The organism is Pseudomonas sp. NFX224, from assembly GCF_048565165.1.
In the GTDB taxonomy this organism is placed as follows: domain Bacteria; phylum Pseudomonadota; class Gammaproteobacteria; order Pseudomonadales; family Pseudomonadaceae; genus Aquipseudomonas.
In genome coordinates, this window is the sequence record NZ_CP183416.1 from 1,467,787 (window position 1) to 1,492,435 (window position 24,649).

The window sequence follows — 24,649 nt, forward strand, 5'->3', positions numbered from 1 at the left end:
GGGGGTTACTCCGAATCGTCGGTGGAAAGGTCGAGGGCAATGTTGGCCGTCAGGTCTTTCGGGCAGTTGAGCGGGCGGAACTTGATGTAAACCTCCACCTTGGTTTTGCTGTGCCACACCAGGACGATGTCGCCGTCCTTGGGTGCCTCGATCTCGCCCGGGAACACCTGGCCGGCGAACGTGGCGGACTTGGCCATCTGGCGCAGGGGTTTCATGAACGCGCTAATCGCGGCGGCCATGCTGTTGGGGGTGTTGTTCAGGCGACGGTCACCCACGCGACGGATCAGCAACGGACGCACCTGGCGCGCTGCCTTGTCGGCCAGACGCAGGTACTCGATCACCTGAAAGTCACTGGCCGGCGCATCGAGCATGTTGCCGTCGCCCCAGAACACGCCGGGATAATCCGGGTAGGTCTGCGACACGGAGAACCGCGCCTTATCCAACTCGGCCCGTGTTGCCGATGGCAGCGGTACGCCTTCGACGTCAGCGGGCACCGGGCCCAAGCCCAGCACCGCGCCGGACGCCACGCGCATTGGGCTGTCGGCAACGCTCACGGCGGCGTTGGCCAAGCGGCCAGCCAGCACGCCCAAGTCATTGCCATGCAACTGGGGGACGACCAGGACACGCGGCGCGGCCAGGCCGCTGGTGATTGCCCGCTGTTCGACCAGGTATTGATCCCAGGTTTGCAGCACGGTGATGCCGGCACTCGCGGCCATCACGAAGGCCCGACGGCCATAGGTGTTGTTCAGCGCGATCGCCGCGTCATGCATGGCCGACAGTTGCGCACCGGTGGTCACCGGTTTGGTGATCACCACCCCCTCAACCGAATAACCTTGCTGTTGGGCGTTTTGCAGCGCCTCAGACCAGTCGGTGTCGGCTGCGATCGGGGCCGCCAAACAGGCCCAGCGATCGCCTCCATTGAGGCGTGCAGCGGTGATCTGGGTTTTCAGGTCGCTGGCCGGAATGCCCAGCGCGCTGTCCAGGTCACTGTCGTTGTTCAGCGGGATCAGTTGGCCGATGCTCTTCGCGCCGGTACCGATGAAAAGGAAATAGCGCTCGATCTCAGTCACGGCGCCTTGGCCCAAATTGAGATTGTTTACGCTGACTTTGCCAAGTGCCATGCAGTGCCTCGTTAGCGGGGGGAATTAAGGATTTGTTGGAGCACCTGGTTCAGCAGCAATGCGGTGTCCCGCTCGGTGCTGACGCCGATGAACTGGCGTTTTGGCAAGGTGATTTCCCAGCTTTGCGCGCCGCTGCTTTCGGTTTTTTCGTCATCCAAGATGCGGATCAGCAGGCCCGCTTTGGCGTAGTTCACATGCTCTTGAATCCACGCCACGGACGGGCGAGAGAGACCCTTTTTGCCTTGCTGGCGAACCTTGAAGCCCAGCCGACGCAGACGCTTGGCCTGCTTTTCGGTGGCCGCCAGGCCCACGGGAACGGTGTTCCATTTGCGCATTTGCGCGGCGGTGCGGCGCTCGCTGGCGCCGTTGTGTTGCTGCGCCGCGACCCAACTGGTCAGCGCGTTACGCCATCCCAGTTCGGCTTCGTCGGCACTCACACGGGTGACCTGCATCAGCTTGGCCAGGCCGGCTTCCATCTTCTTTTTGCCTTTGCCAGAACCCTTGCGCCCCTCGAACGGTGAGCCGTCCAGGTTCTGCTGATCACGCACACGCTTACGGCTCATCGTCCGCACGCGCTTGGTGACGTTGTTCAGCAGGCGACGGCGCAGCTGTGGCGGGAGACTGAGTAACGCCAGTTGCTCGCGCACACCCAGATAGCCCCGGGCATCGAGCTCGAAAGTGCTACGCCCCACGACTGCCTACCTCGCCGTGTTCGGCAATCCACAGGTCGAACGGGACAAACGCCCAGGTCTTGCCGAAGGCGTCGATCTCGCCGGCAGGATCCTCGGCCAGGAATTGCGGTTCGTTAAACTCCAGAGTGATGTCGACGTCGGCCAGATCGTTGTCGAGCATGGTGATGTCGAACTTCGCCGCTGGCAGATCGTCGCGGTCCTGGTCGTTGCCCTCAAGCCAGCTGCCCACCAATGCCATCAGGCGCCCCGGGTGATCAGCGAAACGCTCCAGCGCGATCGTGGCGCTGTAACGCATATCACCCATGCGCAGGCCGTCGAGGTCCGGTTTCCAGATCAGTTCCAGGTTCACCTGGTCGGTCCAGCTGTCGAGCTGTTCCGGCTCCACAAGCCGGCGCTCGATCAGGTAGGTGGTCAGGGCACGGAGTTTGATCACAGCAACGCCGCCGTAATGCGGCCACGGCCCTGCAGCGAGCGGACGGCCTGCTGGCTGAACTCCAAAAAGGCTTCGCCACGCTCGGGCAGTTCTTTGCCGGTGTTTTCTGCACTTTCACGGCGGGTGACCGTAGCGAACTGAGTCAGCAAGCTGGCCTTGGCGCGGCAGTACACGGCGCGCTTGTACGTCGCTGCGTGAAATGTGCGCTCGGGCAGCACCGTGGAGTCCGCAGATTCCACGGTGGTGACGCCTACGTTCTGCCATTCGCTTTTGCGCTTGGCCAGATCGCGATTGACCTCCGTCATCGCCGTGATCAGGTCAGTGACCAGCATGTCCACCAGGTACTCCGCCGGCAGGCGGTAACCCTTTTGAAACTCGGCCACGGAGAGGTCCGGCCAGAAGCCGTCGTTCTCGATCGCCTGTTCCACAAAGGTCGTGGGTTTCCCGGAAAAGCTCATTGCTGGGCACTCGAATAGGGGCGGGAAAACTGTTTCAGTGGGTCAGGCCATAAATGGTTGGCTCACATCCACAGTTTCTCGCCGGGGGGGGGTAGTCGGTTATTCGGCGGCTGTCGAAGCCAGTTGTTTGGCCAGCGCCTTGCGAGCGCCTTCCAGGCGGGTGCCTACACCGACAGCGGCATGCAACTCAGTGGCGCGCTCAAAGTGAGCAATGGCGTTGGCCCACTCCTTGGCGTCGAGGGCACGGATGCCCAACAACTTGTGGTACTTGGCCGGGATCTGTTCAGTGAGTTGCCATTCATCATCGACACGCGGCAACAGGTCGGACACGTACGGCTCGGGACTGCGACCGGCTTTTTGCTCGGCCTCGGCCCACTCGATCACCGCATCCGCGACAAAGGTCTGCACGTTGCGTTTAAACCGCTCGGGCATCGGCTGGCTTTGCTCCATGGCGAAGTTCGCCAGGTCCAGGCCCGCTTCGAATTGCTCGGTGTCGAACAGCCACACCAGGACCTGCATCACCACCGGGTTCGGGAAACTCAATCCGGAATCGCGATAGCGCTGCACGTAGTCCAGGTACTTGGGCACCAGCTCGTCACGCTTGAGTTGTTGGCGCAATCCGAGGTTATCGATCGCACTCAGTCGCTCGAGGTCCTGCGCCAATGCGTCTTCCATCAGCTTCAGGTGTTTTTTGGCGTTGGCTGGACTGGCCAGCGCGGTGGCAGCGGAATACACCACCGCTGCGGCACTGGCGCCTTCAACGGCGGGACCTTCGGCCTGAATGCGGCGTTTGTGCGCCAGTGCCAGGCTCATCAGATCAACTCCACGTTTTCAGCAGCGGCGAATTTTTCCAGCTGCTCGATCACGTAGCCTTCGTTGCGGCCGTTGTAATCCTCGACGCGGGAGCGCTTCGGGTTCTCGATCAGGTGACGGCGCCAGCTGCTGTCCTGGAAGTAGATCGACAGGTTGTCCCAACTGGTGACGACCACGGCGTTAACCGGGAAGTGCGGCACGGTGAAGGTTGGCAGACCGCCATAGGTCGCGATGACCTGGGCGCTTTCAATGCGTTCTTTCTCGGTGGGTTTTCCAGCCTGGTTCGAATACAGCTTGGCCTTGTCGCTGGCCAACAGGTCACTGCCGACGATGGCGATCAGGTCGCCACCGTCACGGAATACGGAGTCGATCATCTGCTTGGTGTCATGCACCAGGGCGTCGAGGTTTTCGTAATCGCCGCCGGCGCCGAGGGTGATTTTCCCGGCCGTTTTGCCTTCGTGCAGCACCTGCTCAGGAATCTGTTCACGAGCCAATTGCAGCCAGCCCTTGTTCACATCCTGCAGCATTGGGCTGGTGGCCAGATTGGTCTGGATGGCAGCGGTCAAACCGTGCCAGCCGATCATGATGCGATCCAGGGCGATCTGTTTCTGCACGGCCGCCGAGTAACGATCGGCAAAGTCCGGAAACTTCGCCCAGCTGTCGATTTTGGCGAACGGCAGGCCGACATCCGACTCAGTGTGAAACAGTTCGTAGCCCAGGCCGTTCAGATCGGAAACGTCTTTGGCTTCGCGGTCGGTGGTCTTGGTGTTGGTGCGGCTGGTCACGGGACCATTCACGCCAAACATGACCTTTTCGCCCTTGATCTCGGTCACCGGCACCACGTTGATGCGCTCGAGGAAATCCGCGCGCTCGGTGATCTTGTCGTTCAGTTCCTGAGCAATGCTCGGCTCGACATTGAACTGGCGAGAGACGTCAACACTGTAGGTTTCGGCGATCGCTTCGCGCAGCGCGGCGTATTGCTTCAGAGCACGATTGCTCAAAGATTGCTGACTCATGTCACAGCACCCGCTTTTTAGTGTCGGTGGAACCGGTGGTTTTCGGCAGCGGCAGACCGGTGGTGGTGTTGAAGGCTTTTTCCAGCAGCGCTTCGATGCGATCAAGACGCTTGCTGTCGCTGCCCTGCTTGGCGAATTCACGATCCGCTTCGGCTTGGGAGACGATCGCGTCAACGGCGGTTTCAACGTCATCGACTTCGGCAACAACCGGGTCAACGACTTCAACAGTCACGGGCTCAATCACAGCGGCGAGGCCGGTGACGACAAGGCCGAGTTGTTCGATCAAGGCCTTCAACGCCTTGGCTGTAGCTTCATCCATTGGGGGTTTGCTCTCGGTGGGAGTGGTCGTTTCGGTGGCCGTATCGTCAACAGCGAAGCGCTTGAACAGACGGGTCAGCAGGCTGTTCAACTTGCCGATTTCGCCCTTTGGCTCCTCATCACCCAACACGCCGAGAGGAACAGAGGCGGCGTAATGCACGGGCTCGCCGGTCTTGCGGGAAAAGTAGAGTTCCTGGGTACCCAGGCTGGCCGGCGAATCGGTCACGGCAAGGCCGGACAGGTAGGCTTTGCCGCTGCTGGCGAAGTTCGGGGTGATTTCAATACTGGTGAACAGTTTTTCGCCCTGGTCGTTGAGGCAAAGCAGCTTGTCGTTGGGCTTGAGCTGAGCTTCCAACGCGACTTGGCCGGGCTCCAGGCCTTCGGCGTCTTCAACCAGACGCACCGCAAAGACGGTCCCGTGGGAACCGAACCAGCGATCGTGCTCGCACCAGATCACGGCCGTGTATTTGGCTGGGTTGTAGGTCTCAGCGATATCGCGCAGTTCCTGGGGAAGGATTTCACGACCGTCAGCGGTAGTGCCGCTGGTGGCGACACGTTTCCAGAACGAAACAAGGGAACGGGGCATGGGCGATAACTGCGCTCAATCGGTGGTTTGAGCCGCCACGATAGGCACCGGCCGAGCACCAAACAAACGGTTCACTTTTGCGCTGGTCCTATTTCGCTGATATAGGACGAACACGGATTTTAACCCCGAGTTTCCCGCGTTTTCGCCGCATAGACTGCGGCCATGCCCTACGCCCCCGAACTAAAAGAAGCCGCCAAACGCCTTTATTTGCGCCGCTGCAAGCCGCGTGAAATTCAGGCGCAATTGTCCTTGCCCAACATCCGGATCATTTACTACTGGATACGCCAGGGTGAGTGGGACGATATGCTGTCGGATGAAGAACCGCTGACCGCCGTCGGACGCCGCATCACCCTCCTCCTGGATAAAGCTACGTCGCTAACCAAAGGTGATCTGGACGAACTCGACCGGCTGACCACTATTCGTGATCGGCTATTGAAGCAATCCATAAAACCGGTACCGGCGCCGATCGGTGATCCGCCGGCGGAGGATGGCCAGCGCCGTGAAGGACAACGCAGTGAGCGCCGGGAGCGCGGCGATCGCCACGACAAGGGCGGCAAGAAGCGCGAGAAGAAGGCTAAAAACGAAGTCGGCGAACTGACCGAAGTCGACTTTCTCGACAAGTTCATCAGCAAGATGTACGGCTACCAAAAGGAGCTGTTTGCCGCCAAACAGAATCCGCTGACGAGTCGGATCCGCAACATTCTCAAAAGCCGTCAGGTGGGCCTGACCTACTACTTCGCTGGCGAAGCGTTCATGGACGCCGTGCTGACCGGCGACAACCAGATTTTCCTGTCCGCCAGCCGCGCACAGTCCGAAATTTTCCGTAGCTACATCGTGTCGTTCGCTCAGGAGTGGTTCGGCCTAGAGCTGACCGGCAACCCAATCGTGCTGAGTAAAGACGGCAAGCCATGGGCCGAGCTGCGTTTTCTCAGCACCAACAGCAGCACCGCCCAGGGTCACCATGGTCACGTCTACGTTGACGAATATTTCTGGATCCGCGACTTCGAAAAACTGAACACCGTCGCCAGTGCCATGGCCACGCACAAGAAGTGGCGCAAGACCTACTTCTCAACGCCCAGCGCTGTATCCCACCAAGCCTATCCGTTCTGGACCGGCGAGAAATTCCGCAACAGCAAACGCAAGAACGCCAAGGATCCGTGGCCCAGTGAGGCGCAAGCGGCGGCGGGTTCGCTATGTCCGGACGGACAATGGCGCAAGGTCATTACGATTCTCGACGCCATAACCGGTGGATGTGATCTGTTCGACCTCGAGCAGCTGCAGCTGGAGTACGACGAAGACAAATTTCAGCAGCTGTTCATGTGCAAGTTCATCGACAGTACGCAAAGTGCCTTTTCCCTGGCGGACCTGGAGCGTTGCTACTCCGACCAGTCGTTGTGGACCGACTACGACGCCGATGAACCGCGTCCGTTCGGCAACAGCCCGGTCTGGATCGGCTACGACCCGAGCCGCACCCGCGACGATGCCAGTTGCGTGGTCATCGCCCCGCCGCTCGAGAACGGCGGCAAGTTCCGGATTCTGGAAAAGCACAGCTGGCGTGGGCAGTCGTTCAAGTACCAGGCCGAGCAGGTCAAGAAACTCACCGAGCGCTTCAACGTGCAGCACATTGGCATCGACACCACTGGCATCGGCTACGGCGTGTTCGACCTGGTGCGCGACTTCTACCCGCGTGCGACATCGATCCACTACAGCCTTGAGACCAAAAACACCCTGGTACTCAAGGCGCAGGACACGATCCAAGGCAGCCGCATCGAGTGGGACGCCGGCTGGAACGACATCGCTCAGGCCTTCCTGACGATCAAGCGCGGCACCACCGGCGGCGGTCAAGTGACCTACAGCGCATCGCGCACCGACGCCTCCGGCCACGCCGACATTGCCTGGGCGATCATGCACGCCCTCGCCCATGAACCCCTCAACACCAACAAACAGCGGCGCAGCCGCTACACCTTCAGCGGATCAAGCACCCATGGGCAAACCAGCAAAAAATCAGCAGCAACTACCGGCAACCGGTCCTATGCGGGCCTTTTCATTCGGTGCGCCGGAACAGGTACTGAGCGAAAACATCGGGCATTACCTGGGCGTGTTCGCCACACACGACGGGCGAACCTACACCCCGCCGGTGTCACGCCAAGGCCTGGCCAAACTGCTACGCGCCAACGCGCACCACGGCGCCATTCCGGGATTCAAACGCAACCTGTTGCTGCGTGAGTTCGTATCGTCCAAAGGCTGCTCGATCAAAACCATGAGCTGTGCGGCGCTGGATTTTATGGTGTTCGGCGAAGCGTATTTCCGCCGTAACCGCAATGCCTTCGGCCAGGTGCTGCAAATGGATCACCTACCAGCGATCAACATGCGAGTGAAAGTGGGTGGCGGATTTGTGATGCTGCAGAAAGACGGCAAAGAGCTGGAGTTCAGCGAAGACGAGGTTGAGCACGTCATGAACTATGACGTGGAACAAAACATCTACGGCGTGCCCGAGTACCTGGGCGGCATGCAGGCGCTGCTGCTCAATGAGGCCGCGACCCTCTTTCGCCGGCGCTACTACAGCAACGGCGCCCACGCAGGCTACATCTTCTACACCAACGACCCGAACCTGACCGAGGAAGACGAAGTATCGCTGCGCGATCAGATCAGTGCGAGCAAGGGTGTGGGTAACTTTCGATCGCTATTCGTGAACATCCCGGGCGGTACCGAGAAAGCGATTCAGATCATCCCAGTGGGTGACTTCCAGGCCAAGGACGAGCTGGAGAAGGTCAAGAACATCACGCGTAACGACGTGATTGCGGCCTGGCGAATGAACCCCGCATTGGCGGGCATCATTCCGGAAAATAACGCAGGCTTTGGCGATATCGAGAAGATCGATCGCGTGTACACCAGCAACGAGATACGTCCCATCTGCCAGTTGTTCAACCAGTTGAACGATTCGCTACGTGAAGACAGGCAATTCACCTGGAAAACACCAAAAGATACAGTTATTTCCACTTAGCATAATCAATACGCAAGAGATTACCACTGCGCACTATGGCAAAATGGTGGTAATTGGATGCCCTGGGGAGGGACACAATGCGAGTTGAATGCAAATGCGGACACCGAGGACGGATCGCTTCAAGAGAGAAGTTTTCCGTGGATTTCGTGAAGCTGTACTGCCAGTGCCTGGATGCAAAGTGCGGGCACACATGGGTTGCAGAATTGACGTTTTCTCACACGCTGAGTCCGTCGGCTCAATCATACGAAAGGATGTTGCTCGATCGATTGAAAGAGATGCCCAAGGCAAAACAGCGCGAGCTGTTTGAGCAGTTGGGAACACAAGCGGTGGCGTGAGGTGTAAACCGCCGACTCCGAAGACGTCGGCGATCAGTTACACCAAAGCCTGGTTAAGCGATCAAGAGATCTTGTCTGTCTCTGTTGGATTGATGGCCAGTACCTCAGAAAGTCGACGGATCTGAGTTTTCTCCTTTTCACTCAATGCCCGGTAAAGACCAATGAGGCGGCGTTCCACGCTGCTTAGACTTTGCCATTCGAAATCGACAAACCCTACGTAGACGGGCTCTTTCTTGATGCGATCCAACATGCGTACTACTCCATAAAATGCATTGCTCAACCGTAATCGGGGCGGTTGGGCGCATTGAAATGAAGCTCGCAGAAAACGACGCAGATGATTTGTTACGGATTAATTCTGCTGCCGAGCAACGTCATCGGCCATCGCTTGAAGAAAACGGCGGATGGCCGATTGATCCTCCTCCGTAATGCTCCGGAACTGATTTATCAGCTCCTCCTCATCAGCCGAAAACAGTTGACCAAGTGGCGTGCAACGACGGCCTGTCAGTACAAACGCGGCGTCGGCACCGTGTTCCTCAAGAGCTGAAACATAGCGAAGGTCGAGCGAGTTCGCTCCCTGCTCGTAGTTCTTTTGAGTTCCCCGACTTACACCTAAAAGCGCTCCAAACTCTGTTTGATTCAAACCTAAGCGCTCGCGCTCTTCCTTTAGGCGTTCACCTACACCATCCGCTATGAGCATTTTTTTATTCACCGCCATTGACTTGATCAATTTTTTGACCAAGAATCACCACAGACAAACACAAGTAAACACAATCGAACAGAGTGCGCACTATGCCCGCCACCGTTACACCCGAGCAAGCCCGTGAGGCGTTGGATCGCAAAGGTATGAGTATTGCGGAGTTCAGTCGACAGAACGGATTGAACAAAAATTTAGTCAGCGACCTATTGAACGGTCGGATCAAAGGTCGCCGTGGGGAGGCACATCGCGCCGCCGTGCTGCTCAAAATCAAAGACGGCGTTATTGAACAGTAACGGCCGTGATTAACAGGGAAAAGTAGAAAATGAAAAGCCCGGTTCTAGAAACACGCAAGGACGCCATGAGCAAGATCATTTGCAGCTACCCCGGCGGACGCGAAGGTGCAGCAGCTCGCTTAGGTATGAAAGTCAAAAAATTCGACAACCACGCCTACGAAAACGCAGGTTGCAGTCCGCTCAGTGATGCTCAGATTTTCATGCTGGAACAAGTGATCGGCACCAGCCACCTCCCAAACTATGTTGCACAAATGTACGGCGGTCTTTTTGTCCCGGTCGCCGACCCAGAAACGTTGGATAACGTCGAGCTGTACGCCCGATCGGTTCAAGTTTCGGCAAAGCGTGGATGCGTTGACCAAGCGATCGCCCAGGCATTGGAAGACGGCGCTATCAGTGCAGTAGAAGCGGAAATTATCCTAAACGCTCACAACCTCCACATGGCCGCACGTCACGCCGAAGTGCTGGCAGCTATCGACCTATACCGCGCTACACCGGGGAAAAACCAATGAACTATCCGCCTGCGGTACAGGAATATCAGGACACTCTCAAAAGCGCCGCACTTGTGTTCCTGGAACGTCACCAATGTGAACATCTGGGCGACGATCAGCAGCTGTTCGATCGTGCTGTGCATCACCTGGTAACGGACTTTGACGTACTGACGACAACCGCTGAGAAGATAGTGCACTTGGCCAGTTCCGATATGTCAGCAGTTCGCGATCGACAGCGATTGGACATGGTCAGCAGCACGTCGACACACACCGTCATTATCGACCCTGCCACAGGTAACGCATGGGCAGTTCCGGTCAGCCTGATCTACGAGCGAATTCTTAACGCACCGGACAACGGTCGTTTCCGCGTAACCGCTTCCTAATATCCACCCAATAATCCGCCTGTCCCACCCCCGTGGGTTTGGGTGAGCTGCGCCCGAAACTGAGGTTTGACGATGAAAAAAAACGCCATGAACATCAACGCAAAACTGACGCCCGATCAGGCGAAAGCGCTCTTGGCCAGCTTGCGCGAGCAATACCGTCTCAGCTTCAACGACCTTTGGTACGCAGACCAGTACCGCCTGATTCCCGATGGCTTGCGCCACGGATCGATCCTTGCCAACAGCCCGGTGATGGCCGCACAGAAACATCTGATCGGTGCCCTCACACAAAGCCTCAGCCTCAGCCTCAAAGTAGTGAAATAACCATGAGAGACGATCTGCGTCACGACGTCCTGCAACGCATTCAATCTGACTTCGGCCTGAAGCACCGCACGCCCACGAATTACATGCGCGGTGGCGTTTGCCCCAAGTGCAATAAGAAAGAGCTGTACACACGTTTCGATAGCCCGTGGCAGCTGATTTGTGGTCGTCAGGAAAAGTGCGGCCATACGCTGCATGTAAAGGAGCTCTACGACGATCTGTTTGAGGACTGGAGCAAGCGTGCTCCTGCTACTGAGAGCGCCCCAACAGCAACCGCACGGGCCTACCTAGAGTTTGCCCGAGGCTTCGATATCTCGCTGATCGGCGGGTGGTTCACACAGGAAACGTTTTACTCCAGCCTCGACCAAGCTGGCAGCGCAACAGTGCGCTTCGCTTTGGAGAAGGGCGGGTATTGGGAGCGCCTGATCGATCGGCCAGCGCGCTTCGGCAAGATGAAGGCACGCTTCAAGCCCGGTGAAACCTACCGTGGTGTGTGGTGGTGCCCGCCATGCGTGGACCTGCTCGAGGTCAACGAAATCTGGATAGTAGAAGGAATATTTGACGCGATCGCGCTTGTGCATAACGGCCTTTCAGCCGTATCGGCAATGTCTTCGAACGCCTTCCCTGAAGAATCGCTGAAGGCACTGTTACGTGATCGCACCGACAAGTTGCCAAAGCTCGTATGGGCTCTGGATAACGAGCCTGGTGCACATGCCTACACCCGGCGTTGGGTTCGCCAGGCGCGTGAAATGGGCTTTGTCTGTGAGGCAGCACAAATGCCTCAGCGCGACGGGCGTAAGGCTGACTGGAACGACCTCCATCAGCGCTGGGCATTCATCGACGGCGATGAAAAACGGGCAATTCAGGTCGCTTCAGACGTTAAACAGATTCGCCACCAGGGTGCGCTGCTGATCGCTGAAAGCGCTGCCGAAAAGGCGTTACTTATGTACGACTGGAACAAGCGCGGCGAATTCCACCTGGGCTTCGCCAACCGTCTCTATTGGTTCAAGTTGGACATGGAGAAATACAACCGGGCCGTCCAGGACCTCGAGGACAGCGATAACCACGATGAGCAGCTGCTGAACCAAACACAAATGCGCGAAAAAGCGCTGCAGCAGTCCGGCAGCGTTGTGGAAATCGCCAACTGCTACCCGCAAGCCCTGTACTTCCAACGGAATGAAGTCACCGATGAGTCTTGGTACTACCTGCGTGTGGACTTCCCCCATGACGCAGGCAGCGTCAAGAACACCTTCACCAGCGGTCAACTCGCCGCCGCCAGCGAGTTCAAGAAACGACTGCTTGGGATGGCCGCCGGCGCCATGTATACCGGCAGCGGCCAGCATCTGGACAAGCTCATGAAAGACCAACTCTATGGCATCAAAACGGTCTCCACCATCGACTACGTGGGCTACAGCAAGGAATACGAGTGCTACATCTACGGCGACGTGGCCATCAAAGGTGGCAACGTTTACCCGGTGAACAGCGAGGACTACTTCGAATTCGGGAAAATGCGCCTCAAGTCCCTGCAGAAGGGCGTGCCGGTGCAGCTGCAGCGCGATGCTAAAGGCTACGACGAGGAATGGCTACGCTTGCTCTGGATCTGCTTTGGCACTCAGGGATTGGCGGCCCTGCTGTTCTTCTTTGGTTCGTTGTTCTGCGAACAGATCCGCGCCCGTTACCAGTCGTTCCCCTTCCTAGAGGCCACCGGCGAAGCCGGCGCCGGCAAGACCACCTTGCTCAATCTGCTATGGAAGCTACTCGGCCGTGAAGGCTATGAAGGTTTCGACCCGATGAAGTCCACCAAGGCAGGCCGGTCGCGCTTGATGGGGCAGGTGTCCGGAATGCCGGTCGTGTTCCTCGAGGCCGACCGCCATAGCGAAGATAAGGCACACGCAAAAAACTTCGAATGGGACGAGCTGAAAGACTTCTTCGGCGGCGGCACGCTGGCGACAAAGGGCGTCAAGACTGCGGGAAACGAAACCTACGAGCCGCCGTTTCGCGGCACTATTGCAATCAGTCAGAACGCTGCCGTGGTTGCTCACGAAGCGATCATGACGCGCATCGTAAAGCTGCATTTCATTCGCCCGACTGTCACCCCTGAAAGTCGCGCTGCAGCGGACCAACTCAACGCCTTGAACGGGAAGGCGCTAAGCCACTTCCTCCTGCAGGCCGTCCGCAAAGAGGCCGAGGTGATGGATCTGTTCAGCAAGCACTTTCCTGAACACGAAACCAAGCTGCGCCGGCTGCACACGTATTGCTTCGCATGTGACACCCAGTTCATGGGGGACGGTGCCTGCAGCAAGTGCGGCAACGGCCTGCGGGGCTACATCGGTGTCGAGCGCATTATCAAAAACCACGCTCAGCTATTCGCCCTTCTGGATGCCATCCGCCTGGTTACCACCTTGACCGAAGTGCAAGTCAGCTCCACGCGCCGGCAGATCGTCGAAATGGCGCTCGAGCGGCAAAGCACCACCAATGCTGACCACAGCGCTGTTGCCGAGTTTTGGCAGGTTTATGACTACCTGGAATCGATCTATGACGAGCCTCTGGTCAACCACAGCAAAAACCCGGACGTCATCGCCATCAACCTCAACGAGTTTGCCGAGCGTGCCGCAGAGCACCGCCAGAAGCTTTCCGACGTCACGACGTTGAAAGATTTACTCAAGGAATCCCGTAGCCATAAATTCCTGGACTACAAGGCCGTCGACAGCGCAGTGCGGTCCGCGCAATCTGCCAAGAACCCCATGAACACCCGCTGCCCTACAGTCAAATGCTGGATTTTCAAGGCCTGACCAAGAGCGAACGGATGCACTTTCAAGTCATAACCAGCCCCGACTGCTTCGGAAAAACCGCTCAGTCAAAAGCTAAACACCAGAACATTTAGTAGTTCATCTTGTACGAAAACTGAGATTTAAAAGAGGGGTTTTAAATGAGTAAACTAGATCGATTTCTGCGAGAAAAAGATGTAATTCAGGTGACATCGCTTTCACACTCTACAATTTGGCGTTCGATGAAAGTTGGGCGATTTCCCCGACCTATCCTGATCTCACCAGGGCGCGTTGGGTGGAGAGAGTCCGCCATTATCGCTTGGCAGATGAATCCGACAAAATGGAAACCTCTAGAGACGGCAAGCTTGACTCAAAGATGAAACTGAGAGATCCGGTTCGTTTTCCCACATTCTGTGACCCTAGAGTCAGTCGGTGAGGACCTGCTGGAGATAGAATATTTTATCTCCAGCAGCATCGATTAACATATTTCACGCGATCGACTGCATCCGCCAGACAAGTGCCAGGAGAATAAAAATTCAACGAAAGCATCTAGCTTTCGCCCTGTTCGTTGAAATACCATAATACGAACTCCAAGCCCTCTCACAAGGCTAGGCAAATTAAATATCGACACAAGGAAGACAAATGAAAAGCTCAATCGATATATGCAACGAAAATGTAACCATTTTATTTGAGCTTATAAACACAATTACCAACTTAATAGGGTTAACACCGCTGGCAAGAGCTGACCGAGAAAATATTGCCAATTTCGAAATCAACTATAAAAATTTCAAAAAACGTACGTCAAGCAACTTGATTGATATTGAGCCAGCAATTAGCAGTGCCAAAAACGCGGCTATTCATGCTGAAGCTTTAGCCACAGGAATTCAGAGTAGAGAAATCTACAATGAGACGGCAAAGCATACTGCCAACGACCTTAAAGAAGCTGCTCGCGAATTCATTAATCAAATCGACTCCGGGGATGAATTTATAGCGCCATATAATTTTTCCTCAAACGGACTCGATCCGCATATCGAAAACCCAAACGTCGCAAGCTCAGTTTCATTCCAAGAAAAACAATTTATTGAACTCCAAGCCAAGCTTCGATCCGACATAGAAGCTTTCGAAAGAGACATCGCGAAAGGCTCCGATGAAATTGACCAACTCAAACAAAAAAGCACTTCCAACTACAAAACGTCTAACGAAGAAATATTGGAGCTGATGCATACAGTTGAAAGCCTGAAATCCAACATATCCGATCTGCATAAAAATATGCAGACTGAATCCGACAAAGCCGCCAAAATTTCGGACGAGGCCAATGAGTACAGCAAAAAAGCTCACTCACAAATTGATGAGTTATTAGGGCATACTGCTTCCAAAGTCTTATTAGTAGATTATGCAAACACAGCAGAAGCTGAAAAAAAATCTGCCGATCGAATGAGAAACGCGTCATTGGCATGCATGGCATTGACCGGCATTGTAATTTGCTTCGCGCTTTATGAATCTCTAGCGAGCCCGCTTGATTGGAAACAATCAATACTTAAAGTATTCACTGCAATTGCGTTATCAGTGCCAGCTGCGTACCTCGCAAGAGAGTCAGCAAAACATAGAAATCAAGAACACATCAATAGACGTATTTCGCTAGACCTGCGAGCGATAACCCCCTACATTGCAACTTTACCAAGCGAAGAACAAAACAAAATAAAATCAGAAGTCGCATCGAAAATTTTTGGCGTACAGGAAAATGGAAACACCCCCCCTGACAATTACCCGATAAATATCCAAGAACTAGTAAAATCAATGATAGAGAAAATTCCAACACCGAAATGATAGACTCTGTTAACCCAGATCAAATCTTAATCAGCTGTTGACCTTGTCACTAGAATCCCACACTGGCAAGGTCGCTGCTTACCAACAATAAAGACACTCTTAATCATAGAGGGTGATCGTCAGCATTAAATTTTCCGGTCACGTTTTTTTGCAACCACAAAGACCAACGTTGAAGGCCGCGCTGCTTTTCTTTGAAGTAGTCATATCGGTCGTAGTGCTTGGATGAAACATCGTTAAAAGCGTGCCCCTGAATGCGATCCCGCAACTCCTTCTCCAGCCCTGCGACTCCCATTAGCGTTTTACAGGTTCGGCGAACATCGCGGAGCGTAAACGGCCCATCGAAAAGCTTCATGTGACGGCCGTAAAGCTTTGTCACCGCTCTGGACAACGACTGCGTGTGCAGTGGCTTACCTTCCATCTTCCCCATGAATCGATAGGCACTCGTCTCGCTGATTTCATCCAGCGTCTTGAGGCTTTGTCGCATCAATCTGTTGTACGGCACCGCGTGCAAAATTCGCTCACCGTCGACGCCCTTCAAGTTACGAATGACCAGATGATCGTCGAAGTATTGCTTGCGTGTGGCGCCCAAGAGTTGCTGCGGACGTTGACCACCTGACGCGATAAGGAATTTGATCAATTCCGATGTCACCAATGAAAGCTGCTCAGGGAGCAGGTTCCATAGCGACTTGAGCTCTACTACGGACAAGGCCCTATTACCTGGTTGCTCCCAATCAGCCTGCACAGGAATGCTGGCTACTGGATTGCTCAGCAGCCCGAACTGAACCTTGTTCTGCAGATAACTCCTTGGGTTGTGCTCTTGCTCTAGACCCAACTGAAATGCGGCGTGTAGCTGTGATCGCACGCGGTTGCAGTAGGTCGTAATGCCGTTGTCAATCATCCTTGCGATTACCGTGCGGATCTCGACTGGTCCAATCATTGCGACAGGTCGCTGAACCATTTGTGGGAAGGGCCGTGACACATAGCGCTCAAACGAACTTTTCACGTCTTCGACTGACGCCGCATTTTCGGCCCGGAGCTTGGCGATGTAGTTGTCCAAGAGCTGCTGAAATGTGCCCGCTGAAATGATTAGTTCCTTTTCTTCACGGCAGTTGTCCCTAGCAACGGACAGACTCAACGTCGGCCATGTTCCCAACTTTGTGAGTTTCTTCTTTCCCCCAACAAAGCGTTGAAAATAGAATTCCTTTGTCCCGTTCGGGCGAATCTTGAGTAGCAACACGCCCTCTCCCCTCGCACTGCGCCCGTCCGATCTGACGTAAGGCTTTTCCCTTGGCTGTAGCGCCCGTATCTGCTTATCCGTGAGCATAGGTATCTCGTCCTGGTGGTTGGTGACAGTTAGCGGTGACAGTTCGCCGGAACCACTGTGGCCCGAGCTGAACAAATGCTGAATGCCGCATCACGCTGAAAGGCACGATTCTACTGGGCTAAGGGGGGTAAATGATATTCCCCGACGGGGGATGGCATTACGCCAATAATAGTTTCCCAAGCTGATAACGAGGGTTCGATTCCCTTCACCCGCTCCAATCGAATTTTGATCTCACGTTAAGAGGGTTTTGACGGGGGATGTAGAGACAGAAAAAACCGGCCTTGATGGCCGGTTTTTTTGTGTCTGCGATTGGGTTCGCGTTTCCTTGCCTGACGGGAGATGCAGAGACTTCACAAAGCCGGTCCAAGTGGCGCCTGAACCCTGGTCTATTTGTCTAGACTCTAAAACGCGCTACCGTCTCTTGCAGTGCTCCTGCCATCTGCGCCAGCTCCAGACTTGCTGCCTGTGTTTGCTGCCCCCCCACCAAGACCAGTTCGGACACGCTACGAATCCCTACCAGGTTGCGATCCACCTCACGTGCCACCAAGGCCTGCTCCTCCGTGGCACTGGCGATCAGCAGGTTGCGCTCATTGATCTGCGAGATCGATCTGGCGATTTCTTCCAGGGCATCGCCGGAGCGTTGCGCGACCTCCAGGGTCGACTGCACCAGGTGACTGCTGCTCTGCATGGCGTTGACAGCATGCACGGTATCGAGCCGAATAGTGCCAATCATCTGCTCGATTTCTTGAGTCGACACCTGAGTGCGATGGGCCAGTGCCCGCACCTCGTCGGCGACCACCGCAAAACCACGTCCCGCATCGCCGGCACGCGCGGCTTCGATTGCCGCGTTGAGGGCCAACAAATTGGTCTGCTCCGCAATACTGCGAATCACGTCCAGCACCGTGCTGATATCTTGCACGCCCTTGGCCAATTGCTGGATACGCTCCGAGGTATCGATCATGCCGTCCGCCAGCGTGCCAATTGCAGACACCGTTTCCTGAACCTGCTCACGGCCGCGTTGCGCGGTTTGCTCCGACACTTGGGACGCCTCGCTGGTTTTGACCGCGTTGCGTGCGACCTCATCGACGGCCGCCGTCATTTGATTCACAGCCGCCGCAGCCTGTTCGATCTCCAGCCCCTGCGACTGCAAACTGCTACTGGTCTGACGACTGACCGCACTCAGTTCTTCGGATGAACTGGCCACCTGTGCAACCGACGCCGCAATGTGTTTAACCATCACGTTCAAGCTCTGCTGCATCTGGTGCATGTTCATCATCACGCTTTCGCCAGCACGCGTATTCACTGGCACTTGAATCGTCAGATCACCCTGCGCGATTTGACTCAAGACCCGCGCAGCATCATCGGGCTCGCCACCCAAAGGTCGGGTGACGCTACGCGTCACGATGACCGTGGCGGCGATGACCGAAGCCAGGCAGAACGCAAGCAACCCCAACATGTTCAGTCGCGCATCGTTGTACAGGGCCTGTGCTGACCTTTCACGGTCGGCAAAGATCTGTCCTTGCAGCGTCATCAGGGCGTCCAGGCTTTTATAAACCTGCTGTTCGGCAGGAATGACGTGCTGTTTCAACTGCGACATCGCGGCATCAAAAGCGCCTTGCCTGATCAATACCTGCACCTGGGTGAACGCGGAAACATAAGCCTCGCGATTCTTTTTCAGGGCGACATAAGCGGCCTTGCCATCCGGGAAATCGAACAATGGCTCCAGGGTTTCAAGTGCCTGGCTGATGCGTTTTTTAGTGTCATCGATGGCCTGCTGTGCTTGCTGATTCTCCTTGTCGATCAGCAAATCCCTGGTGTTCCTCGCGTTGTCCCGTACACCCGTGGCAATGACCAGGATCGGATCGATTTTCGGCCAGTCCTGCTTGACGATCACCATGGCCTGTTCCTTAAGCGTTGCCAGATCGTGCAACGCGTAAAACGTCAGGCCGATCAGTACCAACGGCGCAATTGCAAATCCAATGGCAATACGTCGTGCCGTGCTTAATTTGGCCATATCAAATGTTCCTTGATTTATACCTGTCCAGCGGGCATCACATTTCAGAACGTCATGTGTCCATGAGCCCTACATCCGCAGCACGCTCGGTCGCTTAATGTCCGCGGATGTAGTGTTCCAGTTGCCGAATCAGGTCGGCCTGCTCGACGATGGCTTCTTTCACCAGATCACCAATCGACAAGAGACCAATCAGTTGATCCCCCTCCACGACCGGTAAATGGCGTAGATGACTGTCGGTCATGACCATCATGCAACGCTCGATGCTCTGCTGACTGTCTGCCGTCACAACGGGCGCGCTCATGATGGCCCTGACCGGCGTACCGACCGAAGATCTCCCCTGCAGGACAACCTTGCGCGCATAGTCGCGCTCACTGACAACGCCAACCACCTGCCCATCCTCTATCACGGGAAGAGCGCCTACATTTTTTTCAGCCATCATTTTCAGTGCTTCATACACCATCTGATCTGGCGCGATGCTATGCACCTGCTGGTTTTGCATGGCCTTCAGTTTCAGCAATTGTGCGGCTGTTTTCATAATCACCCCGAAACCCGTTACGGTGAAAAAAGCAAAAAAAAACGCCTGAAACCATTCGGTTCCAGGCGCCTTTGCCTGTTCTTCTGCAGTGTGAAAGCCAGGGCCCCGGTCTGAGGCACTAACGTTGTTCATGGTCTATTCGGCACATCGATCAACATTGACCGAGGACGTGTCCAGAGGAATACGTGGAAGATAATCCTGATGTGAGTCTTGCAGCCTTTGTGCCAGCCGACAGCTGGGGCGCAGAAGTCCGGCCTGCAAGCCATGGATGGGTAACACGGGGACGGCGACCCCATCGAGTTTCAGTGCGGCGAGCAGGTGTTCCGGGAAAGCGAATGGCTTCGCTGAACAAATGGATGGGATTGAGCTAATCGGGGCAAAAGCCCATTGGGCCGCTTCCGATTGGTGCAGGTTGTTATGCGCCTGGCTTTACAACAGTGCATGTCCTGGTTGACTCCATCGTTCAGCGATCCACGTTGCTGAGGCGCTATCCCGACCTGACCGAGCACGTCTTGTACACAGCACGCGTCGAAATACACAAACGACATAAACCTGGACTGACGCAAAGCCATAGTCACAGCACCCTCCTAAACTCAATTTCTCTCACCCTCCCACCGAACCAGGAAGATTTGGTGGTTATAGTGTTGATTAGAAAAAATCAGTAGGTATAGTAACCACAAGCACACCACAAGGAGGTGATGTGAATAGCCGATTTTTGATAAGCCAAATCGTTGCGGACGGCTGGTATCTGGTTCGAATCAGGGGCAGCCATCACCACTTCAAACACCCGACCAAGCCGGGGTTGGTGACGGTCCCTCACCCGAAGAAAGATCTGCTCAAGAAAACGGCCATCAGTATTTTGCAACAGGCGCTGCTTTGACGAACGCGAGGCGCTGAGTCCTTGGAGGACAAAGAACATGCTTTACCCAATTGCGATTTCAATGGGCGACGACGAGCACGCCTGGGGCGTTGAAGTCCCCGACATTCCGGGCTGTTTTTCCGCCGGGGAAGACCTGGATGACGCGATGGCAATGGCCCGTGAAGCCATCGAAGGCCATTTCGAGATTCTGGCTGAAGACGGTTTGCCCATTCCGCCCGCCAACAAAGTGACCTTGCACGCAGCCGATCCAAAATATGCGGGATGCGCGTGGGCGTTGGTGGACATCGACGTTACCAAGTACCTGGGCAAAGCCCAGAAGCTCAACATCACGCTGCCCGGTTACCTGCTCAATCGTATTGATGAGTATGTGTTGCACCATCCGGAAGAGAAAAGCCGATCGGGTTTTTTGGCGTCGGCAGCGCTCAAGGTGTTGCAGCAGAGCTGATGAGATTACTTCAGCGATAAATCAACCGGTCCCATGTGGCCGGTTTTTTTATGGCCGGGGTTCAGTCCAACGCCGAATTCAATCTCCAACTTCGAGCGCTCAAATGAGACTGTTTTGTAGAAAAAGCAACGTCCTACAATTGTCTGGGAAATGTCCGTAGACTTGCGCATTGCTGTGCCTTTGTCATGAGACCTATAGTCGGTGCGCGCCCAAATGGCGTATCGGGTTTGGCGACTCGATGTTCAATGGCATAGAAACCTCCGAGTCTTTCTCTGAGCGTTTTTAGTCGCACTTAGCTGCCTCTTTTGCGGTAGCTGTGCGCGGGAGACCTTCGAGTCTGCCGGTTTGCCACTTGTCCGGTTCGCCAACCCGCGTACAGCTACCACCCTATTGTTTGGCGACAATTGAGTGGTAGGTCTTCCACCTACAATTGGTAATCACTCATGAATGAATATATAGCTTTAACCAGCAACGCCGACGACCTCCCCTCCTTTTACGTCAACACCACCCAACCGCTGCACTCACTGCTCAGCAGCGCCCGATACCGAATCGGTGCTGTGACGCAGGTTCTCTAGAACCTCGCGATGCGCGGTGAAATCAGCACCGATTCAGTCATTCTCAGCGACTTCGCCTTGCTGTGCTGCATACCTCTGCGAGATGGTTGTGATGTATTGGATGTGATCGCTCGGCGCATGGATGCCGAACCGTCCTGACCTAACCCGTGGGAGCGAGCAGGCACGCAACATAGTGTTGAATGTGCATCTGTCATCGCCAGCAGGCTGGCTCCCACATGATTTTTGGCGTCCAGATGCATATTGGACGAACTGAAAAAAGAGTATCCGAAGATGACCCAAAACATTTACGACGACCCCGGATTCTTCCAAGGCTACAGCCAGATGGCCCGTTCAATTGGCGGCCTTGACGCCGCACCGGAATGGCCGGCACTCCAATCGATGCTGCCACCGATGCAAGGTCTGAAAGTGGTCGACCTCGGTTGCGGCTACGGCTGGTTCTGTCGCTGGGCGAATGAGCAAGGCGCCAGCAGTGTGCTCGGCCTGGATGTTTCGGAAAAAATGCTGGAGCAGGCGCGCACGACCACGTCGGCTTCGAACATCCGCTACGAGCGCGCCGACCTGGAACACCTTGAACTGCCGGCGGCCAGTTTCGATCTGGCCTACAGCTCTTTGGCGCTGCATTACATCAAGGACTTGCCGGGGCTGTTCGCAAATATCCACGCAGCCCTCAAGCCCGGCTCGCGTTTCGTGTTTTCCATCGAGCATCCAATCTTCATGGCACCGCGTAACCCCGGCTGGATCTTCAATACCGAAGGTCGCAAGAGCTGGCCCGTGGACAGTTATCAACTGGAAGGCGAGCGCGTAACGAATTGGCTGGCCGACGGCGTGATCAAGCAGCACCGAACCATCGGGACGTTGCTCAACATGCTGATTGGCGCCGGTTTCAACATTCAACAGGTCAATGAATGGGGCCCGACCGATGCAGAGGTCGAGGCACAACCGGCTCTGGCCGAAGAACGGGAACGGCCAATGATGATGCTGGTCGGGGTTCAACGCTGAATACGCTCCTGCCACCCTTGCGCTCGTATAGTTTGCGTATAGATCCTCGCTTCCCGGTAAAGAAGCCGTAGCAAGGTGTTGAGGCCGCCAGCCAATCCCCTATTCTCCCGGCTCACCTTTCGCCAAGAGATCAACATGGCCAGTTCAGAGTTGGGGATCATGATCATTTCAATGATCGGGTTGTTCGGCTTTGCCTCGTTTGCATTTGAATACTTAAGCGCCCGCCGCTCGAAAAAGAACAAGTTGCCTTAATGATTCAGGCGGTCAAGAAAAGGGACAGATGACTCTCAAGGTCATCTGTCCCTTTTTCACCTCAGCGCGTTGCCACCAAAAACAAACGTGGGAACGGCAGCAGCACCGAACCGTCGCTCAGCGCCGGATAGGCCTTTTCGATAGCCGACTGATATTGCCTCAGATATTGCGCCCGCTCCGCCTCATCCAGCGGTTGGAGAAACGGCCGCAAACCACTGCCCTTGAACCACTCGACCACACCCGAGGCACCGTCCGCCAACGGATGATGATAGGTGGTGCGCCACACATCGACGCGGGTGCAGCAAACTTTCAGAATCGAGTAGTAGCCGCTGGCACTTTCCATCGCTGTCCGCTGCCCGGCAACGCCCGATAGTTTGTCGGCCCACGGCCCATCAGCGGCGACTTCGCGCATCAACCGGTGCGAGGCTTCGTTGAGGTTGTCCGGCATCTGGATCGCCAGGCTGCCACCGGGAGCAAGTTTGTCCACCAGCGAAGGCAGCAACGTGGCGTGATCGGGCACCCACTGCAATACCGCGTTGGCGAAAATCACATCGAACGGACCGCTGTCGTTCCAAGTGTCGATATCTGCGATATCAAACTGCACATTCGGCAAGCGCTTGCGTGCGGCTTCGATCATGTCGGTGGAACTGTCCAAGCCACGCACCGCAGCCCCGGCAAAACGCTCCACCAGCAACTCGGTGGAGTTGCCGGGGCCGCAACCGATATCGACGGCCGAACGCACCTCCCCGGCGGGGATCGCCGCCAGCAGATCACGGGCCGGACGGGTGCGTTCATCTTCAAAAGCGACGTATTGTTTGGCGGACCAACTCATTGCGTTCTCCTGTCGGTGTGTTGTTCAGGCCTTGGCCGACAACCGGTCCCCTACAATACATCGACGGGAAGACTGCGCTCTATTCCACCTTTGGTGAAAACGCTGCTGAGCCCGTCGACAAAATTCGCTAACGCCACTACACACAACCCGTAGCAGCCTTCGGCAGCTGCTACGGAGAGCGCGTTACGGCAGGCGGTTCTTTCGCACAACCCAGCCGAATTTTCATCTCCCCACCGATGTCTGAATTTCAGGTTCATCCCCAATAAGGAACACGGCCATGAAATTCGCAAAAGTCGCGCAGAAACTCGCCCTGTGGGCCGGCAGTCCTACGACATTCATGGGGGCGATCATTCTGATTTTTCTGTGGGCGGTGAGCGGGCCGTTGTTTGGTTACAACGACACCTGGCAACTGGTGATCAATACCTCGACCACCATCATCACCTTCCTGATGGTGTTCCTGATCCAGAACACGCAGAACCGCGACACGGACATTTTGCATTTGAAGGTTGATGAGTTGTTGCGGGTAACCAAGGAAGCGCAGAACGCGATGCTTGGGCTAGAGGCGTTGGACCTCAAGGAACTGGAGGCGCTGAGAAAGCAGTATCGGCAACTTGGCGAAGGCCAGACCGTTTCCCTGGACGGCATCGTCGTCCAGGGAAGCAGCAAGCAGGATCTGAATAAGTGCTGATCGGTGGCTAGCGACTGGCCTGCAGCGCCCTGGCCATCTGCAGATGATTTTGCAGTTTGGGCAAGGTTTCTTCGGCGAACGCCTTGATTTGCGGCACATCGGTGGTTTGTGCCGTTTGCTCAAGTTGCTCGATGGCTTCCTGAGTGGTTTTTATCTGGTTCGCGGTGTAGGCCTCGTCGAACGTCGTGCCTTCCATGGCCTCCGGCATCAAGGCCTTGGCCTTTTCCACCACTTCCTCACGCGGGGCCACCGGCAGATCCAGTTGCCTGGCGATTTTCGCCAGGTGCTGGTTGGCGGTGGTGCGGTCGTTGATCACGACGATGGTGTAATCCTTGACCTCTTTGGACTCGGACTTCTGGTGCGCCAGACGGCTGGCTTCGATTTCGGCCACGCCTTTGGCCGAGGCATCGTTGATGAATTCGGTGGGTGTCTGGGCAAAGGCACTGTTGGCACACAAGCCCAGTAACACGGCAAAACCGCTGTTGCGTAATCGGGTGGCCATCCGGCTCATGGTCGCGCCCTCCTCTTCAAATTTCAAACGGGAGCTTTCGCCCC

General features: G+C 55.8%; 28 protein-coding genes and 1 pseudogene. 15 read left to right on the top strand and 14 right to left on the bottom strand.

What is annotated here, in order from left to right; genetic code table 11:
* Positions 1–5: 5 nt before the first annotated feature.
* The 7 genes from ACNYC6_RS06555 to ACNYC6_RS06585 form a co-directional block, all read right to left on the bottom strand.
* Positions 6–1,121 (bottom strand): DUF2586 domain-containing protein, encoded by a 1,116-nt coding sequence (locus ACNYC6_RS06555; protein ID WP_419711604.1) that lies wholly within the window; start codon positions 1,119–1,121, stop codon positions 6–8.
* Positions 1,122–1,132: 11 nt separating this feature from the next.
* On the bottom strand, positions 1,133–1,813 hold the full coding sequence (locus ACNYC6_RS06560; RefSeq protein WP_419711605.1) for a virion morphogenesis protein: 681 nt from the start codon (positions 1,811–1,813) through the stop codon (positions 1,133–1,135).
* Complete coding sequence (locus ACNYC6_RS06565) at positions 1,803–2,246, bottom strand: phage tail protein (protein ID WP_419711606.1); 444 nt, start codon at positions 2,244–2,246, stop codon at positions 1,803–1,805. Before ACNYC6_RS06565 ends, ACNYC6_RS06560 begins: the two co-directional genes overlap by 11 nt.
* Complete coding sequence (locus ACNYC6_RS06570) at positions 2,243–2,704, bottom strand: head completion/stabilization protein (RefSeq protein ID WP_419711607.1); 462 nt, start codon at positions 2,702–2,704, stop codon at positions 2,243–2,245. The genes ACNYC6_RS06565 and ACNYC6_RS06570 overlap by 4 nt, the downstream gene beginning before the upstream one ends.
* Before the next feature lie 99 nt (positions 2,705–2,803).
* Positions 2,804–3,517 (bottom strand): phage terminase small subunit, encoded by a 714-nt coding sequence (gpM, locus tag ACNYC6_RS06575; RefSeq protein WP_419711608.1) that lies wholly within the window; start codon positions 3,515–3,517, stop codon positions 2,804–2,806.
* On the bottom strand, positions 3,517–4,533 hold the full coding sequence (locus ACNYC6_RS06580) for a phage major capsid protein, P2 family (RefSeq protein ID WP_221106935.1): 1,017 nt from the start codon (positions 4,531–4,533) through the stop codon (positions 3,517–3,519). The genes gpM and ACNYC6_RS06580 overlap by 1 nt, the downstream gene beginning before the upstream one ends.
* A 1-nt stretch (position 4,534) precedes the next feature.
* A complete protein-coding gene (locus ACNYC6_RS06585) occupies positions 4,535–5,437 on the bottom strand; it encodes a GPO family capsid scaffolding protein (protein ID WP_419711609.1) in 903 nt (300 codons plus the stop codon).
* 162 nt (positions 5,438–5,599) lie between these two features.
* Between ACNYC6_RS06585 and ACNYC6_RS06590 the strand changes: the two genes are divergently transcribed.
* From ACNYC6_RS06590 to ACNYC6_RS06600, 3 genes are all read left to right on the top strand, one after another.
* Entirely contained in the window at positions 5,600–7,663 is a 2,064-nt protein-coding gene (locus ACNYC6_RS06590) for a terminase large subunit domain-containing protein (RefSeq protein WP_419711610.1), read from the top strand.
* Positions 7,575–8,441, top strand: a complete 867-nt coding sequence (locus tag ACNYC6_RS06595; protein WP_419711611.1) for a phage portal protein — start codon at positions 7,575–7,577, stop codon at positions 8,439–8,441. The genes ACNYC6_RS06590 and ACNYC6_RS06595 overlap by 89 nt, the downstream gene beginning before the upstream one ends.
* A 77-nt stretch (positions 8,442–8,518) precedes the next feature.
* On the top strand, positions 8,519–8,776 hold the full coding sequence (locus tag ACNYC6_RS06600; RefSeq protein WP_419711612.1) for an ogr/Delta-like zinc finger family protein: 258 nt from the start codon (positions 8,519–8,521) through the stop codon (positions 8,774–8,776).
* A 61-nt stretch (positions 8,777–8,837) separates the two neighbouring features.
* On the opposite strand, the gene ACNYC6_RS06605 is transcribed toward ACNYC6_RS06600, so the two are convergent.
* A complete protein-coding gene (locus ACNYC6_RS06605) occupies positions 8,838–9,026 on the bottom strand; it encodes a hypothetical protein (protein WP_419711613.1) in 189 nt (62 codons plus the stop codon).
* A gap of 99 nt (positions 9,027–9,125) precedes the next feature.
* Positions 9,126–9,473 (bottom strand): helix-turn-helix domain-containing protein, encoded by a 348-nt coding sequence (locus tag ACNYC6_RS06610; RefSeq protein WP_419712918.1) that lies wholly within the window; start codon positions 9,471–9,473, stop codon positions 9,126–9,128.
* Between the two features lie 92 nt (positions 9,474–9,565).
* Here ACNYC6_RS06610 and ACNYC6_RS06615 point away from each other — a divergent pair, with 92 nt between their 5' ends.
* The 7 genes from ACNYC6_RS06615 (at position 9,566) to ACNYC6_RS06645 (ending at position 15,550) form a co-directional block, all read left to right on the top strand.
* Entirely contained in the window at positions 9,566–9,766 is a 201-nt protein-coding gene (locus ACNYC6_RS06615; protein WP_419711614.1) for a DNA-binding protein, read from the top strand.
* A gap of 29 nt (positions 9,767–9,795) precedes the next feature.
* Positions 9,796–10,275, top strand: a complete 480-nt coding sequence (locus ACNYC6_RS06620; protein ID WP_419711615.1) for a YmfL family putative regulatory protein — start codon at positions 9,796–9,798, stop codon at positions 10,273–10,275.
* Positions 10,272–10,637, top strand: coding sequence for a hypothetical protein (locus tag ACNYC6_RS06625; RefSeq protein ID WP_419711616.1), 366 nt, complete (start codon positions 10,272–10,274; stop codon positions 10,635–10,637). Before ACNYC6_RS06620 ends, ACNYC6_RS06625 begins: the two co-directional genes overlap by 4 nt.
* A gap of 72 nt (positions 10,638–10,709) precedes the next feature.
* On the top strand, positions 10,710–10,958 hold the full coding sequence (locus tag ACNYC6_RS06630; protein WP_419711617.1) for a hypothetical protein: 249 nt from the start codon (positions 10,710–10,712) through the stop codon (positions 10,956–10,958).
* A 2-nt stretch (positions 10,959–10,960) separates the two neighbouring features.
* Positions 10,961–13,747: a toprim domain-containing protein gene (locus ACNYC6_RS06635; RefSeq protein ID WP_419711618.1), complete on the top strand. Its 2,787-nt coding sequence runs from the start codon at positions 10,961–10,963 to the stop codon at positions 13,745–13,747.
* Positions 13,748–13,884: 137 nt separating this feature from the next.
* Positions 13,885–14,103 carry a helix-turn-helix transcriptional regulator gene (locus tag ACNYC6_RS06640; RefSeq protein ID WP_419711619.1) on the top strand — a complete coding sequence of 73 codons (219 nt, stop codon included), beginning with the start codon at positions 13,885–13,887 and terminating at the stop codon, positions 14,101–14,103.
* 262 nt (positions 14,104–14,365) lie between these two features.
* On the top strand, positions 14,366–15,550 hold the full coding sequence (locus ACNYC6_RS06645) for a hypothetical protein (protein ID WP_419711620.1): 1,185 nt from the start codon (positions 14,366–14,368) through the stop codon (positions 15,548–15,550).
* Positions 15,551–15,653: 103 nt separating this feature from the next.
* Here ACNYC6_RS06645 and ACNYC6_RS06650 read toward each other — a convergent pair whose 3' ends face one another.
* The 3 genes from ACNYC6_RS06650 to ACNYC6_RS06660 form a co-directional block, all read right to left on the bottom strand.
* On the bottom strand, positions 15,654–16,874 hold the full coding sequence (locus tag ACNYC6_RS06650; RefSeq protein WP_419711621.1) for a tyrosine-type recombinase/integrase: 1,221 nt from the start codon (positions 16,872–16,874) through the stop codon (positions 15,654–15,656).
* A gap of 394 nt (positions 16,875–17,268) precedes the next feature.
* Positions 17,269–18,888, bottom strand: a complete 1,620-nt coding sequence (locus ACNYC6_RS06655; protein WP_419711622.1) for a methyl-accepting chemotaxis protein — start codon at positions 18,886–18,888, stop codon at positions 17,269–17,271.
* Positions 18,889–18,982: 94 nt separating this feature from the next.
* A complete protein-coding gene (locus ACNYC6_RS06660; RefSeq protein WP_419712919.1) occupies positions 18,983–19,423 on the bottom strand; it encodes a CBS domain-containing protein in 441 nt (146 codons plus the stop codon).
* 700 nt (positions 19,424–20,123) lie between these two features.
* Here ACNYC6_RS06660 and ACNYC6_RS06665 point away from each other — a divergent pair.
* The 4 genes and pseudogenes from ACNYC6_RS06665 (at position 20,124) to ACNYC6_RS06680 (ending at position 22,322) form a co-directional block, all read left to right on the top strand.
* Positions 20,124–20,303: a type II toxin-antitoxin system HicA family toxin gene (locus ACNYC6_RS06665; RefSeq protein ID WP_007984690.1), complete on the top strand. Its 180-nt coding sequence runs from the start codon at positions 20,124–20,126 to the stop codon at positions 20,301–20,303.
* Positions 20,304–20,340: 37 nt separating this feature from the next.
* Positions 20,341–20,748: a type II toxin-antitoxin system HicB family antitoxin gene (locus ACNYC6_RS06670; protein WP_419711623.1), complete on the top strand. Its 408-nt coding sequence runs from the start codon at positions 20,341–20,343 to the stop codon at positions 20,746–20,748.
* A 443-nt stretch (positions 20,749–21,191) separates the two neighbouring features.
* A pseudogene (locus ACNYC6_RS06675) lies at positions 21,192–21,461 on the top strand (short-chain dehydrogenase).
* Between the two features lie 132 nt (positions 21,462–21,593).
* The gene (locus ACNYC6_RS06680; protein ID WP_419711624.1) at positions 21,594–22,322 is read left to right on the top strand and encodes a class I SAM-dependent methyltransferase; all 729 of its coding nucleotides are present in this window, start codon (positions 21,594–21,596) and stop codon (positions 22,320–22,322) included.
* 313 nt (positions 22,323–22,635) lie between these two features.
* Here the strand turns inward: ACNYC6_RS06680 and tam are convergent, their stop codons facing one another.
* Entirely contained in the window at positions 22,636–23,406 is a 771-nt protein-coding gene (tam, locus tag ACNYC6_RS06685) for a trans-aconitate 2-methyltransferase (protein WP_419711625.1), read from the bottom strand.
* Between the two features lie 277 nt (positions 23,407–23,683).
* Here tam and ACNYC6_RS06690 point away from each other — a divergent pair, with 277 nt between their 5' ends.
* Positions 23,684–24,094, top strand: coding sequence for a low affinity iron permease family protein (locus tag ACNYC6_RS06690; protein ID WP_419711626.1), 411 nt, complete (start codon positions 23,684–23,686; stop codon positions 24,092–24,094).
* A gap of 7 nt (positions 24,095–24,101) precedes the next feature.
* On the opposite strand, the gene ACNYC6_RS06695 is transcribed toward ACNYC6_RS06690, so the two are convergent.
* Positions 24,102–24,605 carry a DUF4142 domain-containing protein gene (locus ACNYC6_RS06695; protein ID WP_419711627.1) on the bottom strand — a complete coding sequence of 168 codons (504 nt, stop codon included), beginning with the start codon at positions 24,603–24,605 and terminating at the stop codon, positions 24,102–24,104.
* Between the last annotated feature and the right edge of the window lie 44 nt (positions 24,606–24,649).

Bases quoted from the DNA above. Each gene is read 5' to 3' on its own strand.
- ACNYC6_RS06555 (WP_419711604.1), bottom strand. From the start codon at position 1,121: ATGGCACTTGGCAAAGTCAGCGTAAACAATCTCAATTTGGGCCAAGGC.
- ACNYC6_RS06570 (WP_419711607.1), bottom strand. From the start codon at position 2,704: ATGAGCTTTTCCGGGAAACCCACGACCTTTGTGGAACAGGCGATCGAG.
- gpM (WP_419711608.1), bottom strand. From the start codon at position 3,517: ATGAGCCTGGCACTGGCGCACAAACGCCGCATTCAGGCCGAAGGTCCC.
- ACNYC6_RS06580 (WP_221106935.1), bottom strand. From the start codon at position 4,533: ATGAGTCAGCAATCTTTGAGCAATCGTGCTCTGAAGCAATACGCCGCG.
- ACNYC6_RS06585 (WP_419711609.1), bottom strand. From the start codon at position 5,437: ATGCCCCGTTCCCTTGTTTCGTTCTGGAAACGTGTCGCCACCAGCGGC.
- ACNYC6_RS06590 (WP_419711610.1), top strand. From the start codon at position 5,600: ATGCCCTACGCCCCCGAACTAAAAGAAGCCGCCAAACGCCTTTATTTG.
- ACNYC6_RS06600 (WP_419711612.1), top strand. From the start codon at position 8,519: ATGCGAGTTGAATGCAAATGCGGACACCGAGGACGGATCGCTTCAAGA.
- ACNYC6_RS06605 (WP_419711613.1), bottom strand. From the start codon at position 9,026: ATGTTGGATCGCATCAAGAAAGAGCCCGTCTACGTAGGGTTTGTCGAT.
- ACNYC6_RS06610 (WP_419712918.1), bottom strand. From the start codon at position 9,473: ATGCTCATAGCGGATGGTGTAGGTGAACGCCTAAAGGAAGAGCGCGAG.
- ACNYC6_RS06615 (WP_419711614.1), top strand. From the start codon at position 9,566: ATGCCCGCCACCGTTACACCCGAGCAAGCCCGTGAGGCGTTGGATCGC.
- ACNYC6_RS06620 (WP_419711615.1), top strand. From the start codon at position 9,796: ATGAAAAGCCCGGTTCTAGAAACACGCAAGGACGCCATGAGCAAGATC.
- ACNYC6_RS06625 (WP_419711616.1), top strand. From the start codon at position 10,272: ATGAACTATCCGCCTGCGGTACAGGAATATCAGGACACTCTCAAAAGC.
- ACNYC6_RS06630 (WP_419711617.1), top strand. From the start codon at position 10,710: ATGAAAAAAAACGCCATGAACATCAACGCAAAACTGACGCCCGATCAG.
- ACNYC6_RS06635 (WP_419711618.1), top strand. From the start codon at position 10,961: ATGAGAGACGATCTGCGTCACGACGTCCTGCAACGCATTCAATCTGAC.
- ACNYC6_RS06640 (WP_419711619.1), top strand. From the start codon at position 13,885: ATGAGTAAACTAGATCGATTTCTGCGAGAAAAAGATGTAATTCAGGTG.
- ACNYC6_RS06645 (WP_419711620.1), top strand. From the start codon at position 14,366: ATGAAAAGCTCAATCGATATATGCAACGAAAATGTAACCATTTTATTT.
- ACNYC6_RS06650 (WP_419711621.1), bottom strand. From the start codon at position 16,874: ATGCTCACGGATAAGCAGATACGGGCGCTACAGCCAAGGGAAAAGCCT.
- ACNYC6_RS06655 (WP_419711622.1), bottom strand. From the start codon at position 18,888: ATGGCCAAATTAAGCACGGCACGACGTATTGCCATTGGATTTGCAATT.
- ACNYC6_RS06660 (WP_419712919.1), bottom strand. From the start codon at position 19,423: ATGAAAACAGCCGCACAATTGCTGAAACTGAAGGCCATGCAAAACCAG.
- ACNYC6_RS06670 (WP_419711623.1), top strand. From the start codon at position 20,341: ATGCTTTACCCAATTGCGATTTCAATGGGCGACGACGAGCACGCCTGG.
- ACNYC6_RS06680 (WP_419711624.1), top strand. From the start codon at position 21,594: ATGACCCAAAACATTTACGACGACCCCGGATTCTTCCAAGGCTACAGC.
- tam (WP_419711625.1), bottom strand. From the start codon at position 23,406: ATGAGTTGGTCCGCCAAACAATACGTCGCTTTTGAAGATGAACGCACC.
- ACNYC6_RS06690 (WP_419711626.1), top strand. From the start codon at position 23,684: ATGAAATTCGCAAAAGTCGCGCAGAAACTCGCCCTGTGGGCCGGCAGT.
- ACNYC6_RS06695 (WP_419711627.1), bottom strand. From the start codon at position 24,605: ATGAGCCGGATGGCCACCCGATTACGCAACAGCGGTTTTGCCGTGTTA.